Source organism: Pantoea sp., assembly GCF_028283705.1.
Lineage (GTDB): Bacteria > Pseudomonadota > Gammaproteobacteria > Enterobacterales > Enterobacteriaceae > Pantoea.
In genome coordinates this window covers 102029-120439 of sequence record NZ_JAPWKD010000011.1, presented here as the reverse complement: position 1 = coordinate 120439, position 18411 = coordinate 102029, and the positions used below count along the sequence as shown (strand labels likewise).

General features: G+C 52.5%; 12 protein-coding genes and 1 pseudogene. 9 read left to right on the top strand and 4 right to left on the bottom strand.

Annotated features, from left to right (window positions below):
• Positions 1-17: 17 nt before the first annotated feature.
• Positions 18-941: a maltose operon protein MalM gene (gene malM, locus PW844_RS07655; RefSeq protein ID WP_299449926.1), complete on the top strand. Its 924-nt coding sequence runs from the start codon at positions 18-20 to the stop codon at positions 939-941.
• A 149-nt stretch (positions 942-1090) separates the two neighbouring features.
• Here the strand turns inward: malM and malQ are convergent, their stop codons facing one another.
• The gene (gene malQ / locus PW844_RS07650; protein WP_299449924.1) at positions 1091-3112 is read right to left on the bottom strand and encodes a 4-alpha-glucanotransferase; all 2022 of its coding nucleotides are present in this window, start codon (positions 3110-3112) and stop codon (positions 1091-1093) included.
• Positions 3109-5508, bottom strand: a complete 2400-nt coding sequence (malP, locus tag PW844_RS07645; RefSeq protein ID WP_299449922.1) for a maltodextrin phosphorylase — start codon at positions 5506-5508, stop codon at positions 3109-3111. The genes malQ and malP overlap by 4 nt, the downstream gene beginning before the upstream one ends.
• Before the next feature lie 285 nt (positions 5509-5793).
• Here malP and malT point away from each other — a divergent pair, with 285 nt between their 5' ends.
• Positions 5794-8496 (top strand): HTH-type transcriptional regulator MalT, encoded by a 2703-nt coding sequence (gene malT / locus PW844_RS07640; protein WP_299449920.1) that lies wholly within the window; start codon positions 5794-5796, stop codon positions 8494-8496.
• Here malT and pqiB read toward each other — a convergent pair.
• Complete coding sequence (pqiB, locus tag PW844_RS07635; protein WP_299449918.1) at positions 8467-10131, bottom strand: intermembrane transport protein PqiB; 1665 nt, start codon at positions 10129-10131, stop codon at positions 8467-8469. The two genes, malT and pqiB, sit on opposite strands and share 30 nt — an antisense overlap.
• A 285-nt stretch (positions 10132-10416) precedes the next feature.
• On the opposite strand from pqiB, the gene PW844_RS07630 reads away from it, so the two are divergent.
• The 6 genes from PW844_RS07630 (at position 10417) to PW844_RS07605 (ending at position 16104) form a co-directional block, all read left to right on the top strand.
• On the top strand, positions 10417-10740 hold the full coding sequence (locus tag PW844_RS07630) for a DUF3302 domain-containing protein (RefSeq protein ID WP_299449917.1): 324 nt from the start codon (positions 10417-10419) through the stop codon (positions 10738-10740).
• 4 nt (positions 10741-10744) lie between these two features.
• The gene (locus PW844_RS07625) at positions 10745-11881 is read left to right on the top strand and encodes an HlyD family secretion protein (protein ID WP_299449915.1); all 1137 of its coding nucleotides are present in this window, start codon (positions 10745-10747) and stop codon (positions 11879-11881) included.
• A 104-nt stretch (positions 11882-11985) separates the two neighbouring features.
• Positions 11986-12237, top strand: a complete 252-nt coding sequence (locus PW844_RS07620) for a helix-turn-helix transcriptional regulator (protein WP_299449914.1) — start codon at positions 11986-11988, stop codon at positions 12235-12237.
• Complete coding sequence (locus PW844_RS07615; RefSeq protein ID WP_299449912.1) at positions 12227-13462, top strand: type II toxin-antitoxin system HipA family toxin; 1236 nt, start codon at positions 12227-12229, stop codon at positions 13460-13462. Before PW844_RS07620 ends, PW844_RS07615 begins: the two co-directional genes overlap by 11 nt.
• Positions 13463-13594: 132 nt before the next feature.
• The gene (locus PW844_RS07610) at positions 13595-14572 is read left to right on the top strand and encodes an arginase family protein (protein ID WP_299449910.1); all 978 of its coding nucleotides are present in this window, start codon (positions 13595-13597) and stop codon (positions 14570-14572) included.
• A 191-nt stretch (positions 14573-14763) separates the two neighbouring features.
• On the top strand, positions 14764-16104 hold the full coding sequence (locus PW844_RS07605) for an ISNCY family transposase (RefSeq protein ID WP_299449909.1): 1341 nt from the start codon (positions 14764-14766) through the stop codon (positions 16102-16104).
• Positions 16105-16256: 152 nt separating this feature from the next.
• Here PW844_RS07605 and PW844_RS07600 read toward each other — a convergent pair.
• Positions 16257-16484: pseudogene (locus PW844_RS07600) on the bottom strand (IS3 family transposase); the annotation flags it as partial.
• 188 nt (positions 16485-16672) lie between these two features.
• On the opposite strand from PW844_RS07600, the gene PW844_RS07595 reads away from it, so the two are divergent.
• On the top strand, positions 16673-18403 hold the full coding sequence (locus PW844_RS07595; protein WP_299449907.1) for a penicillin-binding transpeptidase domain-containing protein: 1731 nt from the start codon (positions 16673-16675) through the stop codon (positions 18401-18403).
• Positions 18404-18411: the final 8 nt, after the last annotated feature.

Below are 18411 nucleotides of genomic sequence, written 5' to 3'. Positions count from 1 at the left end.
CTGTTAAGGTCAATACCATGAAAATGACAAAAACATTTACCGCACTTTGCCTGAGTGCTGCGCTGCTGGTGGGTAGCACCCTGCCAGCACAGGCTGAAATCACCCTGGTGCCGCAGGATCTCTCGGCGGCTCCCACTTTCCCGGCAGGCAGTCTGCAACAATTGAGCTGGACGCCGCTGGATGCCTCCCGCAACCAGGTCACCCGCCTGACTGACACCAGTCCACAGTTAACGGCTCCCGGCGTAACCGGAGCGATTGCAGCCTACAGTCTGCCTGCCAGTATTGGTGAACTGACGGTGACGTTAAGCAGCGAAGTAAAGAATAACCAGGTGTACGCCCCTAACGTTTTGGTGCTGGATGAAAACCTGCGTCCCGCAGCCTGGTTTCCGAGCCAGTTTTTTACCTATCAGGAACCCGGTGTGATGACTGCCGACCGGCTGGAAGGGGTGATGAAACTGACGCCGGTGCCGGGGCAGCAAAAGATCTATTTGCTGGTGTTTACCACCGAAAAAGATCTGACGCAAACCACCACCTTGCTGGATCCGGCCAAAGCTTATGCCAAAGGGACCAGCAATGCTATCCCCGACATCCCGGATCCTGTTGCCCGACATAGCCGTGAGGGCGAGCTGAAAGTGAAGGTGAAAACCAATTCAGGATCCTCAATTCTTGTCGGGCCGCTGTTTGGACCCTCTGGTCCGGCTCCGGTGACGATTGGCAGCACCCAACCCGCCGCACCGGCCCCGGTCGTTGCCGCGCCACAGCCAACGGTGAAACATGAACCGATCATGAGTGATACCGAGAGTTACTTTAATCAGCGCATCCAGCAGGCAGTGAAACAGGGCAATATCGATAAGGCACTTAAGCTGCTTGATGAGGCCGAACGTCTGGGATCAACCACCGCACGGCCCACTTTTATCAGCAGTGTTAAAGGCAAGGGGTGATGCAACCCCGGCAATGCTGAGTTGCCCCACCTGGTGCGCTACGGCGCACCTTTTTTATGTCTCTTTTAAATTACCTGGTGCGCCCGGTTGTACCTGAATGCGCACCCTACAATCGTAGGGTCGACATTTATGCCGACCAGGTCTTTCAATTAACGTCGTTGGTCAATATCTGCCAGCAGGGCGTTGATATGCGGATCGCTGAATAACGTTTCCAGTGTGACGCGTAGCTTGCGCCGCCAGTTGGGGTATTGATCGGTGGTGCCCGGAACATTCACCGGGGAAGCCATATCCAGCCAGTCTTCCGGCTGTAACCCCAGCAGCGCGCTGTTGCTATCAGCGAGAAAACGATGCATCGCCTGGTTTAACGTTTTACTCATCGTGACAGGATGTTTGCTTGCTGGCAGATAACCAGCCTGTTGCAGGGTTCGCAACAAGGCCTGTTTCGCTGCCAGGCGGTCCTGATGCAAACCGGCCAGAATCACTTTGTCGGGATACAGCCCCAGCTGGCTGCCAGACGTCAGATCGTCACTTTGCCACCAGCCGCGCAACGTAGGCATATCATGCGTGGTGGCGACTGCCATCGCCTGACGCATCCATTGCTGCGACGGGCGGAACGCATTCTTTGACGTTTGCTCGAAAAACAGCACCTTGTAGGAATAAACTCCGGCGTCGCGCAATTTCCCGACAATGGCGGCGGGCACCGTTCCCAGATCCTCTCCGATCACCATGCAACGATGGCGCTGGCTTTCCAGTGCGAGGATCGCCAGCAGATCATCGATAGGGTAATGGACATAGGCACCCTGGGCCGCGCTGCCATCCTGCGGGATCCACCACAGGCGCAACAGCGCCATCACATGGTCAATGCGCAACGCCCCGCAGTCACGCATGTTGGCCCGCAACAGGGTGATCCATGGATCATAAGCACGATCCTGCATCACCTGCGGGTCCATCGGCGGTAATCCCCAGTTTTGACCCAGCGGGCCAAGGATATCTGGCGGTGCACCAACGCTGGCCTGCAAGCAATACAGCTCACGGTCGCTCCAGGTTTCTGCGCCCCCCTGAGCCACACCGACGGCCAGATCACGATACAACCCGATCGGCATTTGCTGCTGCTGGCACAGCTGCCAGCAGGCTGCGAACTGCGTCTCGGCCAGCCATTGCAACCACAGGTAAAAATGAACTTCGTTACTGTGCTCGATGGCGAAGGCCCGCACTGCCACATTGTCAGGATGCTGATACGCTTCTGGCCATTGCTGCCAGCCATAGCGATTGCCATCCTGCGCCATCTGATCCGCATGCAGCGCATCATAGACGCCCTGATGCCACAGGCTTTCTCCCCCGGTAGTGACAAATGTCTCAAAGGCTTTTACCGCAGGATCGGTCATCGCACGCTGCCGGAAATGCCGCCATGCCAGACGCAGTGCCGCCAGTTTCAAGGCGGTGACGGCACGATAGTCAACCCATGCTGCCGCGCGTGCCAATTGTAATGCCTGCTGTGTCTGGTCTGAATGCCACCAGACTTGTGCTTCCCGGCTTTGAATAAAATCCGGCACCGAGGGGACATCGATATAGATAATGTTGAGCCAGCGACGTGACGAAGGGCTGTAAGGACTGGCACTTTCCGGTATGGCCGGAAACAGGGCATGTAGCGGATTCAGCCCAATAAAAGACCCGCCGCGCTCACCGACCTCGTGCAACATCTGTTTGAGATCGCCGAAATCGCCGATACCCCAGTTACTTTCGGACTTCAGGGTATAAAGCTGTACGCAGCAGCCCCACAGTGATGCACCTTTACGTAGCGCTTCAGGTTCATAACAACGTGACGGCGTCACGATTATTGAGCAGGGCCAGCTGCTGTCACCCACCTTTAAGCGCAACTGGTGGTAACCCTCTGGCAGAGACGGTAGTTGCAGGGGCTGATCGGCGGCACATTGCCCTGTCCAGATCTGTCCGTTCTCGCTTTGCAATTGCCACTCAGCCGGGCGGGTACATGTGGGAGATAACAGCAGCAGCTCACCGTGACGAAATACCTTTACGGGCGGCAGAGGGGATAATCCTGGGGCAGCCGGTTTGAGTACCGCCAGCAAACGCTGGCGGGTCAGGGTAGAGATCGTTTGCGACTGGCCATGGGCATCGATGTAATCCAGGGCGATAAGGTTTTGCGGTTTCATCGTGCAGCCTGCCAAATACGTTGCTGGTAGTCGCGGATGGAACGATCGGAACTGAACATGCCACAGCGCGCCGTATTGAGGATCGCAGCGCGGGTCCAGGCTTCCTCGTCGGCCCACAGCGCCTCCACCTGTTCCTGCGCTTTCAGGTAGTGGCGGAAGTCCGCCAGTACCAGATAGGGGTCGCCGCCCTGCGGGCCGAGGCTGTGCAGCAGATCGTCAAACGCGTGTGTATCGCCATCGCTAAAGGTGCCGTCTTCCAGTGCAGTCAAAACTTTGTCGAGCTGCGGATCTTTTTTGCGCCAGACCGCAGGCGCGTAGCCTTCGGTTTTCAATGCGTTGACCTGCTCAACCGTGTGACCAAAGATAAAGATATTTTCGCTGCCAACCTGTTGCGCAATTTCCACGTTCGCGCCGTCGAGCGTGCCAATGGTCAGCGCACCGTTCAGTGCCAGTTTCATATTGCCGGTGCCGGACGCTTCTTTCCCGGCGGTAGATATTTGCTCCGACAGATCCGCTGCCGGAATCAGCCGTTCAGCCACCGAAATGTTGTAGTCAGGAATGAAGACCACCTTCAGACGGTCTCCCACCCGTGGGTCGTTATTGACGGTATGCGCTACTTTGTTGATGGCATAGATGATGTTCTTCGCCAGCACATAACCGGGTGCAGCTTTTGCGGCAAACAGCACCACGCGCGGAGTGAGATTGGCCTGCGGATCGCTCACCAGGGTTTGCCACAGGGCAATGATGTGCAGCAAGGTCAGATGCTGCCGTTTGTATTCGTGCAGGCGTTTGATCTGCACATCAAACATCGCCTCCGGGTTGATGACGATGCCGGTGCGTTCGCCGATCCAGCGCGTCAATTGGGCTTTATTACGTTGTTTGATGGCGCGGTAGCGGGCGCGGAATTCTGCATTATCGGCAAACGGGGCTAAATCCTGCAACGCATCGAGATTGTTGATCCACGGCTGGCGCAGGGTAGCGCTGATAAGCGTCGCCAGCGCCGGGTTGCATTGGTTAATCCAGCGGCGCGGCGTTACGCCGTTGGTGACGTTATGGAACTTCTCTGGCCACAGTATGTGATATTCAGGGAAGAGATCGTCCACCACCAGCTGTGAATGCATGGCGGCGACACCATTGACCGCAAAGCCTCCGACCACGCACAAATTCGCCATGCGTAACTGGTTGCTGTGCACCAGCGCCAGTTTTGCCCATACCGCTTCATCATCCGGCCAGCGGGCGGTAACCTGTTTTTTCAACTGTGCATTCAGGATGTTGATGATCATCATATGACGGGGAAGCAGGGCGCGGACCATACGCACATCCCAACGCTCCAGCGCCTCCGGCATCAGCGTATGGTTGGTGTAGGCAAAGGTGCGGTGGGTGATGTCCCATGCCTGGTCCCAGCTCAACTGATGTTCGTCCAGCAGCAGACGCATCAGCTCGGGAATTGCCAGCGTTGGGTGGGTATCATTGAGCTGAATCACTTCGTAATCAGGCAGCGTGGCGATGGCGCGTCCGGCCTGATGATGACGGCGCAGAATATCCGCGACCGAGCAGGCGCACTGGAAATATTGCTGCATCAGACGCAGCTTTTTACCCGCTTGATGGTTGTCATTGGGGTAGAGCACCTTCGTCAGCTTCTCCGCTGTGATGCCCTGCTGTTCGGCGCGTAAAAAATCACCGTCGTTAAAGCGTTGAAGATCAAAGGGTTCAGCATGTTTTGCCAGCCACAATCGCAGCGGCTGGGTCACCCCGTTTTGGTAGCCGACCACGGGCAGATCCCAGGCTTCTCCCTGCAAACAAAAAGCCGGCTCCCAGCGCGGCACACCGTTTTCGCTGATGACTTTTCCCCCTATCGCCACCGACACCGTCAGCGCCGCGTTATGGCTAAACCACGGATAGCTGTCACGCTGCCAGTCATCCGGTTGTTCATGCTGTCTGCCATCGACAAAGCGCTGGCGGAACAAGCCGTACTGATAATTCAGGCCATAACCGGTGGCGGGCTGCCCGACGGTCGCCATTGAATCGAGGAAGCATGCCGCCAGACGTCCCAACCCGCCATTGCCCAGCGCCGGATCGGTTTCAGACTCCAGCACCGTGCTGAGCGAGATATCCCATTGTTTCAACGCGTCATTAACCGCGTCATACCAGCCCAGATTGAGCAAATTGTTACCGGTCAGCCGACCAATCAAAAACTCCATGGAGATGTAGTTAACGTGACGCTGTTGTGTGCTGACGGGCTGGGCTGGCAGGTTCGCCAGCATATCAGCCAGCGCACTGCTCAGGGCTTGCCACCATTGTTGCTGCGTCATGTCGCGTGCATCACGCAGCCCAAAACGTTGCCATTGCCGTGTCAGGGCGTCGATAAAACGGGCGTGATCAAATTGCTGTGTCATAGCCGGGTTAGTCCTGTAAGTCGCCAGAGAAAATATGCGAGTTAGTTTGCCCGTGTGACCCGCTGTGCTCCTCCTCCTGCGACAAATTCAGCAGGGAGGAGTAGCGGGGGGGAGAGGGATGCGGGAATTCTGAAAGCGAGCCAGGAATGTGATAACTGCCGCTTTTGTAAAGATTAGTTAATGAGTTTGCTTGCAATCAGTACACGAATAATCGAACGTGTATGAATAATAATTTCGAAGCGTAAAAAAATAATTCGCAACATGTAAAGGGAGGAGCATGCGACTATGTTAATACCCTCGAAACTCAGTCGTCCCGTTCGCCTTGACAGCACCGTCACGCGCGATCGCCTGCTGCAAAAACTGACGGCTGCTGGCAATTACCGACTGGTGCTGGTCACCAGCCCGGCAGGTTATGGCAAGACCACGCTGGTCTCACAGTGGGCTGCGGAGAAAACAAATCTGGGGTGGTACTCATTAGACGAAGGAGACAATCACCCGGAGCCGTTTGCCGATTACCTGATTGCAGCACTCCAGCAGGCCACGCAAGGCGGCTGCTCGCGCAGCGAGGCATTGGCGCAGAAGCGCCAGTATGTAAACCTCAATGCGTTATTTGCCCAGTTATTTATTGAAGTGACGGAATGGCAAAAGCCGCTCTGGTTGATCATTGATGATTACCATCACATCACCAACCCCGCCATTCATGAAGCGATGCGGTTCTTTTTACGTCACCAGCCGGATAACCTGACAGTGATCCTGCTGTCGCGCAACTTGCCTCAACTGGGTATCGCTAACCTTCGTGTGCGCGAACAACTTATCGAACTGAGCAGCCAGCAACTGGCGTTTACTCATCAGGAAGCGCGACAGTTTTTTGATGGTCGGCTCGCGGCTCCGCTGGCATCCGAAGAGAGTGATCAGCTATGTGATGACGTCGCTGGCTGGGCTACCGCGTTACAACTCATCGCCCTTTCTGCCCGTCAGGGGGCCAGCGCGGCTCAGGATTCTGCGCGGCGTCTTTCCGGTATTAATGCCAGCCACCTGTCAGATTACCTGGTTGAGGAAGTGCTGGATAACGTTGATGTCACCACACGTCATTTTCTGCTGAAAAGTTCGCTGCTGCGTTCGATGAACGACGCGCTGATTACCTGTGTCACAGGGGAAGAGAACGGCCAGATGCGACTGGAAGAAGTGGAGCGTCAGGGGCTTTTTTTACAGCGTATGGACGATTCCGGGCAGTGGTTTAGTTATCACCCATTATTTGGCAGCTTTCTTCGGCTGCGCTGCAAGCGGGAGTTGGCCGCAGAGCTGCCTGCTATCCATCGCGCGGCAGCAGAAAGCTGGATGGCGCAGGGGTATCCACGTGAAGCCATCCATCACGCGTTGGCTTCCGGTGATACCAGTATGTTGAGGGATGTGTTGCTGGAGCATGCCTGGACGCTGTTCAATCAAAGTGAACTGACGCTGCTGGAGGCTTCGCTGAAAACCCTGCCGTGGGAAACGTTGCTGGAAAATCCCCGGCTGGTGCTGCTTCAGGCCTGGCTGATGCAAAGTCAGCATCGGTTTTATGAGGTGAATAGCCTGCTGGCGAGGTTTGAGGAGGAGGGCCGTAGCCAGGTTGATGAGGCCCTGCGCGGTGAATTCAATGCCGTGCGCGCACAGGTGACCATCAATAATGGCAACGCTGAGGACGCCGAACGTCTGGCGATGCTGGCGCTGGAAACCCTGCCCGATAGTTGCACTTACAGCCGTATTGTTGCCACTTCGGTGCTCGGCGAAGTGATGCACTGTAAAGGCGATTTGGTGAATTCATTGCAGTTGATGCGTCAGACGGAGCAGATGGCTCGGCGTGATGAAGCCTGGCATTACGCGCTCTGGAGCCTGATTCAGCAAAGCGAAATTTTGTTTGCACAGGGCTACCTGCAGAATGCCTATGAGACGCAGGAGAAGGCATTTGTGCTGGTGCACGAACAGCATCTGACGCAATTTCCTTTGCATGAATTCCTGCTGCGCATCCGCGCTCAGCTGATGTGGGCCTGGGGACGGCTGGAAGAGGCGGAACAGGCTGCGCGGAGCGGTATCAAGGTGTTGAAAGGTTTTCAGCAACAGCAACAAATCCAGTGTCTGGGTTTGCTGGTGCAATGTTCCCTTGCGCGCGGCAACCTCGATAATGCGCGTAGTCATCTCAACCGGCTGGAAAATCTGTTGAACAATGGTAACTGGCACAGTGACTGGATCACCAATGCTGACGAGGTCAGAGTCATTTACTGGCAGATGACTGGCGACAAACAAAGCGCCAGCAACTGGCTGCATCAAACCGCAAAACCGGAGTTTGCCAATAATCATTTCCTGCAAGGGCAATGGCGCAATATCGCCCGGGCGCAGATTCTGCTGGGCAATCTGACCCATGCCGAAGTGGTACTGGATGAGTTAAATGATAACGCCCGCGCATTGCGGCTGATGAGTGACTTAAATCGCAACCTGCTGCTGATGAACCAGATCCATTGGCAGACCGATCGTAAAGCCGACGCGCAGCGAACGTTAATAGAAGCACTGCAACTGGCGCGTAGCACCGGTTTCATCTGCCACTTTGTCATTGAAGGCGAGATGATGGCACAGCAGCTACGCCAGCTGATTCAGCTCAATATTCTGAATGAACTGGATAACCATCGGGCACGACGCATTCTTGATGAGATCAATAAACATCATCGGCATAAGTTCGCTCATTTCGATGAAGGTTTTGTCAGCCGCCTGCTGAGTCACCCTGACGTGCCGGAGCTGATTCGGACCAGCCCACTGACCCAGCGCGAGTGGCAGGTACTGGGGTTGATTTACTCAGGTTACAGTAATGACCAGATTGCCGGTGAACTGGATATTGCCGCCACCACCATTAAAACGCACATTCGAAATCTGTATCAGAAGCTGGGGGTGTCCCATCGCTCCGATGCGGTAAACCAGGCGCAATCAATGCTGCGCATGATGGGGTATGTTTGATTGTATGGCCTTCGGTTGAGGATCCTGAACAACGGCAGGGGCGATAACCAGGGCGTTGCTCTTGTTGTTAAGGGTCTTCAATACCGGTTGTAACTCCCGCAGAACCTGATCAAGACGCTGCATGTTCGCCACCATTTTCTCGTAAGCTGGAGAACCGGGTTGCAGACTGCGCATATTGCGACTCAGTTCCCGTAACGTTTGCTGTGTTTGTTCCGGTAAGGATTTCATCGCCTCACTGCCCATAAACAGGTTGAGATTATGCAGCGCCGTTTGCGACTCACGTAAGGTGAGTTGGCTGGCTTTGAAGGTATCCGTCGCCTGTGTCAGCAAGGGGTTAAGTGGCAACGTGTTGAGTTTATCGAGCACTGCCACCAGTTTTTGCTGGATCTGACCCAGCCCACTGTCCATGGTTGGAATAATTTCGTAGCCTGCCAGCGTGGTGAGACCGGTATACGGTTCCGCTTGCGGATAAAAATCCAGATCAACATACAGCGAGCCAGAAATCAGGCTGCCGGTTTTCAGTGTGGCGCGAAGGCCATTCTTTTTCGCTTCCTGGAGTCGTTGTTGCAGATTGAAGTTTGTCCCCATACTGCTGACAAAGCGTTCGGGTTCAATCCTGATCAGCAAGGGAGGACGATAATTACGTTGCAGATCCTGCACCACGCCGGGTAAGAAGAACGGTACCTGCGCGACCGTGCCAACGCGCAATCCACGAAACTCAACGGGTGCGCCTGCTTCCAGCCCGCGCACCGAACTGTTGAAAAACAACAGATAATCCACGTGCTCGGTATAAAGCGAATCCTGAATACTGTGCTGGTCATTAAAAAGCGGGTATTCCGCCTTATTCTTTGCCGGGCTGCCATAGGGCAAGCCATCGGGGACATCAAAACTGACGCCACCGCTCAGTAAGGTGGTGAGGGAACTCATCTCCACCCGCAGACCGGCAGCCGACATATCGATAGCAATGCCGCTGTCCTTCCAGAAACGCACATTCGTCGTGACCAGACGATCAAAAGGGGCCGAGATAAACAGCTGATAGGACATCAGGCGCTTGTCCGTATCGAAGTGGTTGCTCTCCACGGTACCAACAGGATAGTGCCTGAAAAGGACCGGATCCCCTGCTTTGAGCTGGCCAGCTTTCTCACTGAAAAGGGTGACTCTGATCCCAGGGGCGTTGGCGGCGGCGGGGGGCGGCGTGTCTGTCAGCGCATAGCTCGGGGGTTCTTGCCCCTCAGTTCCAGGTTGTAATTCTATATAAGCGCCTGACAGTAAAGTACCCAGCCCGCTGACCCCCTGAAAACCCACCTGCGGTTTCACCACCCAGAAAAGGCTGTCGCCATGCAGCAATGTTTCCATGCCTTCATGCAGGCGCGCTTTAATCTCGACATGCTGGAGATCATCCGATAACACCGTGCTTTCGACCTGGCCAACCGTAATGCTGCGGCTTTTGATCTCCGTTTTTCCCCCCTCAATTCCCTCGGCATTGTCGGTAATCAGGGTGATTTCAGGCCCCTGATGGCTGAAGTGATAGTAGATAATCCAGGCACCGATCACCAGGGTGATAAAAGGAAAAAACCACACCGGAGACCAGCGTTTAATCTTATTAACGGGAGTAGTCTCGGCATTGTTTTCCATTATGACTCAGCTCATCAGCATGTGTTAAAAGGACTCAGGAGGTCACACTGATTATAGAAAATATTACCTTATCTGATTCCCATGAAAAATGACAATCGGAAACCCCATCACAGAAATAATTAAAACAAGAGAGAGTTACCGCCTGGCTTAAATACTGAAAGCGAGGCAGGTAACAGTGGTAGTGCCAGCCATTTCTGACAGGGAATAATTTTTTATTGCTATACTTCCTTCAATTATTCACAACGTCTATATTTATCAGCAAGCTGGTTTGCTAACGAGGCGGATATGTTTCTAAACTACTTCGCGCTGGGCGTTCTCGTCGTTGTATTTCTTATTATTTTTTATGGGATTATCATTCTTCATGATATCCCTTACCTTATTGCAAAATCACGTAACCATCCACATGCCGATGCTATTCATGTTGCCGGTTGGGTTAGTTTATTCACATTACATGTTATCTGGCCTTTTTTATGGATCTGGGCCACGTTATATCGCCCGGAACGTGGATGGGGAATGCAAAGTACCAATGAAAGTCTGGAGCTGCTTAAACTGCGCGTGACGGAACTGGAAAGAAAACAAGGTATAATCAACCAGCCGCCTTCGGAGTAAATCTATGGATTTGCTGATTATTCTGACTTATGTTGCTATCGCATGGTCGATATTTAAAATATTTAAGATACCGGTAAACAAATGGACCGTACCCACAGCTGCGTTGGGTGGGGTTTTTATCGTCGGTGCCCTGATATTGTTAATGAATTATAACCATCCTTATACCGAGCTGGCGCAAAAAGCTGTTGTTGCTATTCCAATCACTCCCCAGGTTACCGGAGTCGTTAGTGAAGTGACCAATAAACAAAATACGTTAATTAAGAAAGGTGAGATGTTATTTCGCCTTGATAACACCCGCTACCAGGCGCGGGTAGATAGATTACAGGCGGATCTGACCACGGCGATTCACAATACCCAAAGCCTGAAAGGGCAGCTGGATGAAGCCATCGCCAATACGCAACATGTCAGTGCGGAGCGAGACAGGTTATACGAAGATTATCAACGTTATCTTGCGGGGAGCAGGGCAAAAGTAAATCCTTTTTCCGAAAGGGATATTGATAATGCCAGACAAAACTTTCTGGCGCAGGATGCCCTGGTAAAAAGTTCCCTGGCTGAACAGGCACAAATTAAGAGCCAGTTGGATAGCCAGGTTAATGGGGAACAATCACAAATTGTCAGCCTGCGAGCTCAGCTGACTGAGGCCCGATATAATTTAGATCAAACCGTCGTTCGTGCCCCAAGTGATGGTTATGCCACACAGGTGCTTATCCGCCCTGGAACCTATGCCGCCGCTTTGCCATTGCGGCCGGTGATGATTTTCATACCGGATCAAAAACGCCAGATCATTGCCCAGTTCCGACAAAATTCTCTGTTGCGCCTGAAAGCCGGTGATGAAGCTGAAGTGGTCTTCACCGCGCTTCCCGGCCAGGTTTTTCCGGGAAAATTAACCAGTATTCTTCCTGTTGTGCCGGGAGGCACCTATCAGGCGCAGGGCACGCTGCAATCGCTCACCATCACTCCCGGCAGTGATGGGGTGCTGGCAGTAATTGAACTGATACCTAATGCTGATGTTGATACCTTGCCAGATGGCATATTTGCCCAGGTTGCTGTTTACTCGGATCACTTTTCGCATGTTTCGGTGATGCGCAAAGTGCTGCTACGCATGACCAGTTGGATGCATTATCTGTATCTTGATCACTAATTCCCGGCGAAATGATGCTTCTGCGATAATGGTATCTATATGGTGACAAAAAAGCATTTATATGCGATTTTGTCACCATATAGATACATCATGCAGGGGGATCTATGTTGCCAGGAATGCACGCGATTGGAGCAACATGTCGTGAACGACGCAAAGCGCGGGGGTGGACACAACAGGTTGCCGCATCACGCGCAGGAATCCACCGTACTCTGGTCTCTGAAATTGAGAACGGAGTTTATACCGGATCGCTGAAAGCCTTAACCATCTATCTGACGGCCATGGACCTGATGTTAACGGTTCAGACTGCTGGCTTGCCGCAGCTGGATGAACTGGAGGCGTTGTTCGATGATGACTGATCTGCAACAGCTTGCCCGGCCAATACGCCAGATTGAGGTCTACAACGGGGGGGAATACACCGGCAAATTACTGCATGAGCATGGCAGTTACAACTTCACCTATTCCTCGCCGCACAGCCGTCGTATCTCGTTAACCATGCTGCCGGACAACCGTATGAGTTATAACAGCAGCCGGTTGTTTAACATCTTTGAGATGAATATACCTGAAGGCTATGTGCGGTATCACATTGCCGAACGCCTGCGCCGTTATGTGGGTAATATCTCCGAAATGCTGTTTCTCGCACTGCAGCAGGATACCGGTATTGGCGCGCTTTCTTATGTCAGCGATATCGATTTACCACGACCATCCCCGGAAAAACTGGAAGATTTATTGAGATGGGACCACAAAGAGAGTGCGTTTCAATATCTGCTCAATAAATACCTGCTGCAAACTACGATTTCCGGTGTGCAACCTAAAGTGATGATCAGCACTGAAAGCCGGGGCACGGTACTTTATCCAAATCTGATCGCAAAAACCGGTGATGAAGAATATCCCCGTCTTGCAGAGAACGAATTCATCTGTATGTCTCTGGCAAAAGCCTGTGGTTTACCTGTCGCCAATTTCTGGCTTTCAGACAATAAAGAACTGTTTATCATGGAACGTTTTGATATTGCTGGGGATAAGCGGCAGGCGATGGAGGATTTCTGTGTGCTATCGGGGAGAACGTCCGATCATAAATACAGCGGTTCGTATGAAACTGGCGCGAAAATCGTCAGTCTGTTTACCCGCGACCAGTCCCAGGTTGAGCTTTACTGGCGCTATGTGTTGTTTAGCTGCATGGTCGGCAATGGCGATGCACATCTGAAGAACTTTTCGCTGGTTTATCCGGCTGAAAGTGAGGCGTCGCCGCGACTTTCTCCGTTATATGATGTGGTAAATACGCTGATCTATCCCACCAACGATAATGATCTGGCGTTAAAGTTGAATAAAAGCAAACAGTTTCCCGACCGCGCCAGTTTGATCAAATTCGGACGAGAACTGAAAATTATCAATCCCTCCCATGTGCTGGAGCAATTTGCCGATGTGATCAGCGATCAGCTGGCAAATCAGGCATTGTTCGCTGACTTCCCGGCGCTGCACACGTCCATCAGCCATTCTTTGAGCCGAAGCGGGGCAACCAACAACCTTTTTTTAACCACGGATGTCAAGCGGCCTAAAAAACGTAAAACAGACTCTTTTTTGTAGTTATATAGTGACAATTCAAATTTTAATAAAAAAATGTCACTATATGAATACAAAAGATATGTTAATTGCAAAAGGATCGAGAATTATAGGCTATGAATAAATAAGGTATCTGACAATCAGGAGCAGCCCCTGATGAAAAAAATCATTCTGGTTCCGTCGAATTTAGGGCTGAACCCACTGGGGGAGAATCATATCCCCGGGACTTTTAAGGCACCTGACGTGTTAATGGCGCACGGGTTAGAAAAAGCCTTCGCTGGATATGAAGTTGTGACAATGTCACAGCCCGAGTACAGTCCATTTCCTGAGCCGGGAACCGACATCCTTAACGGCCATAAGCTACGCGAGTTGAATATACGGATCGCCGATGAGGTGAGTTCAGCTCAAAACAGTGGCTTAAAACCGATAGTTATTGGTGGGGATTGCGCAATCCTTCCTGGTGCGCTGGCCGGCAGCCGACAACTCGGGCCAGTGGCATTGGTTCATATTGATGGTCACAGCGATTTTCGTCATCCCGGAAACTGGAACCGCAAAGAGGCCCAAAAACCAGCTGCAGCTGCCGGAATGGATCTCGCTCTGGTGACTGGCAGAGGAGAAGCCATTTTAACCAGCTGGCCAGGCATTGAGGGGCCATTGGTTCCGGATAGAGCCGTGATTCAGCTGGGCGAACGAGAATCTCTCGATGAGGGTTATGTCTGGGCAGATATCTTTGCTACCGACATTGAACGAATAACAATTTTCGACGCTTTAAAGCTGAGTGACAGCGAAATCATCACACGAATATACCGTCGTCTTAATGACTTCCCTGGCTGGCGTTATTGGGTCCATATTGATATGGATGTGCTGGATCAGTCAGAGATTTCGGCAGTCGATAGCCCAGGTTCACCTGGTCTGACATCGCAAAGTCTTACTCACATTGGCCATCGCTTATTTGAAAATCCACGCTGTTGTGGCATCACTGCAACCATCTACGACCCAGACCTTGATCCTTCAGGCCAGCAGGCTCAACTGATTGCGCGGATTATCAGTCAGATCACAATGATGGTGGAATTTTGCCGTAGCGGCGCGATTTATCGCGCATCGTCCAGCCATGATGAGGGAAAACACGCGTGATAAATCACGCCGCTACGGGTGAGGTGCGGTCCGGGGCGTGTGCGGATAACGTATTTAACATAATCATGATTGTGCGTATATTAACTGAGGGTCACATTTGATATTGTCACTTTTTATCTAGTTCATAATTTCACCCAGATCCGGTGCGTTTACCACTTTTTTCTGGGAGATCTCTGCTGATGCTGGTGACCATGTCGAATAAAGAACTTCACCGCCTTCCCGTCATTCAGGCTGTCATCGAAAAGCGCCTGCGTCGCCGTGATGCGGCCTTTCAGCTTGACCTCACTGAACGCCAGGTTCAGCGGCTGATGAACCGCTATCGCGAGTCTGGTGCAGTCGGCCTTATCAACGCACGACGCGGCAAGCCCGGCACGCATCGTATTGATGAGGCTCTGCGTCACCGCATACTGACGCTGCTGCGTGAAAATTATGTCGGTTTCGGACCAACGCTCGCCGCAGAAAAGCTCCAGGAGCGCCACGGGATTAAGATCGCCGTTGAGACGCTGCGATGCTGGATGACTGCTGACGGACTCTGGATCCCGCACGCACGCCGTCAGCCCCGGATTTATCAGCCACGCCAGCGGCGGGATTGCCTGGGCGAGCTGATCCAGATTGACGGTTCACACCATGACTGGTTCGAAGGCCGCGCACCAAAATGCTGCCTGCTGGTTTACGTTGATGACGCGACCGGTCGTCTGATGCACCTGCGTTTCTGCCAGAGTGAGTCGGCCTTCGATTACATGATGGCCACGCGCGATTACATCGATAAACACGGCAAGCCGGTGGCGTTTTACAGCGATAAGCACGCGGTGTTTCACGTCAGCCAGGCCGAAACGCGACGTACCGGTATGACGCAGTTCGGACGCGCACTGCACGATCTGAACATCGAGCTTATCTGTGCCAACAGCTCTCAGGCCAAGGGTCGCGTCGAACGAGCTAACCTGACGCTCCAGGATCGGCTGGTTAAGGAGATGCGGCTGGAGAACATCACCGGCATTGATACAGCCAACGCCTGGCTTGAGACATTCATCAGCGATTTCAACCGCCGCTTTGCCAGACCGGCAAAATATCCGAAAAACCTGCACCGCGCCGTCTCCGAAAGCCGCCCGGAGCTGGACGATATCTTTGCCTGGCAGACGCTGCGCACGCTCTCAAAATCACTGACATTTCAGTACGATAAGATTCTTTATCTGGTTGAACCCAGTGAAGAAAACTCACGCATTGCCGGTGAGAAAATCATGGCATATGACTATCCGGACGGTACGCTGGCTTTCCGCTATGGCAGCAGAATGTTGAAATATCGGGTATTCGATAAGCTCGCCAGCGTCAGCCAGGGGTGTATCGTTGATAATAAGAGACTGGGCGCAGTGCTGAAACTGGCACAGGAAAAACAGGATGAGCTGGAAGCGGCAGGGAAAAGGGAACGCAGCCGGCATATGCCGGGGAGGCGGGCGCAGATTCAGGAGCAGCTCAGGGCAGTTAATCCGGTTCTGGCTGAGCCGTTGCTCTACAGACCCGGCCTGAAGAAATAACCCCCTGCTGCCCTTTTCTCTTCATCAGAAAGCAGCAGAAAGTGACATTCAAAACCGGGAAATCAGGGTGACATTATCAATGTGGATAGACATTAACTGTTACTCCAAAGCGCTAATGGGAGATGCGGAGATGCGGATGTTTTCCTGGACTGCTATGTTGTGATCCCCAGATGCTCCCGGTACTTCACCGGACTCATCGCACCTAATGATATTTTGATTCTCTTCTCGTTATACCAGCGTATGTACCTGTCCAGGAAGCACATAAAATCTTCCAGCGATGTGCCCGCCCAGTTTCTGCCATAGTACATTTCATTTTTGACCCGCCCGAAGAAGCCTTCGCACGCCGCATTATCCGACGAGCAACCCTTGGGAGATGCGGATGTTCTCCTGGACGGTTCCGCCCGTTTTACCATCAATCAGCTCAGTTAATGCGCCCTATGCTACATAGATGTTATAGGTACATCTTCTGATTAAGATTCTTAACGAACTGACACATAGTTTGTCTGTCGTCAGGTAAATTATTTATTTATAAGTGATTGGGGAATTTAGATGATCATAGCGGAATAATATGCCCCCCCAAAAAAAACACCAGGGAACGGATTCGTCCCGATCCTCATTTAATCGTTACCGATACAACTTAATATGTGTGGGCGTACTCGGTTGTCTGGGACTGCTGCTGACTCGTATTGCTGATCTACAGTTGCTGAATCATCCGATGCTGGAACATGAAGCCGATCAGCGTTCGCTACGAACCGTCACTCTGCCCACCAATCGAGGCACGTTGGTTGACCGGGATGGTGAGGCGCTGGCCCTCAGCGTGCCATCGCGTGACATCATTGCCGATCCCAAACGCGTACTGCAAGCTAACCCCGATTTCACCAATGCCAAGTGGAGCTATCTGACAACTGCACTTAATCTGAGTCCTGAAGTATTACGTGCGGAAATTACCGATAATCCAGACAAACGTTTCCTCTACCTCGGACGTAAAATCGAACTGGGCATTGCCAAAGATATTACAGAGCTGCACCTTAAAGGTATTAGCTCTGTGGACGATGACAGCCGCTTTTATCCCATGAGTGAAGCCGCCGCGCCGCTTTTAGGTATCGTCGGGGCCGACAATACCGGTCTGAATGGGCTGGAAAAAGGCTATAACGCCGTACTTGAGGGAAAACCTGGTAAAGAGGAATATCGCCAGGATGGTGATGGTCATATCATTTCAATGATTGATTATGAACCTCCACAGTCACCGCCAACGGTGCAACTCAGCATCGATAAATTCGATCAATATACTCTCTACAGCGCGTTACGTGATGGCGTGCTATTGAATAAAGCCGATTCGGGTGCAGCGGTGTTGGTAAAAATTGACACCGGTGAAATTCTGGCAATGGCCTCTTATCCCTCATTTAACCCGAATAATTATGAGAGCGCCTCCCCTGCTGATATGCGTAACACCGCCATCAACGATAGTTATGAACCGGGCTCAACGGTCAAACCATTGGTCGTTCTTGAAGGGCTGGAACGCCATTTAATTAATCCGGATTCGGTTATCGATACCTCCCCCTATGTGGTTAACGGCCATGTCATACGTGATGTGGGGCACTGGCCGCGCCTGACGATAACAGGAATACTGCAGAAATCGAGTGACACCGGGGCTTCTCATATTGCGCTGGCGATGCCTGCTCAGGCCATTGTCGATACCTATCAGGCGTTTGGCTTGGGTAAACCGACAGGGTTAGGTTTGACGGGTGAAAGTGTGGGTTACTTCCCGTTGCATCGCCAGCGTTGGGCTGATATAGAACGTGCGACATTCTCTTTTGGTTATGGTCTGCGGGTCACGCCACTGCAGATTGCGCGTGAGTATGCAACGCTTGGTTCCTTCGGCATTTATCGACCGCTTTCAATTACCAAAGTGACACCGCCGGTGATGGGTGTTCGGGTCGCTAATCAGGCCACAGCCCAAATCGTCGTTCATATGATGGAGAGTGACGTTTTACCGGGGGGGTCAGGATTACGCGCGGCAGTACCTGGCTACCGCCTGGCAACGAAAACCGGTACGGCGGAAAAAATGGGTACCGACGGTAAATATGATGGTGGTTACATCAACTATACAGCGGGTGTTGCGCCTGCCAGTCATCCGGATGTGGCTCTGGTCGTGATGGTTAACCACCCCACAGCAGGCGATCATTTTGGTGGTTCTGTCGCGGCCCCCATTTTCGGCAAGATCATGGGACCGGTGCTTAAACATATGAACGTGCCGCCAGACGCAATTAACCTGAAATCTTCCGCAACTTCTTCCTGAAGTTAGTC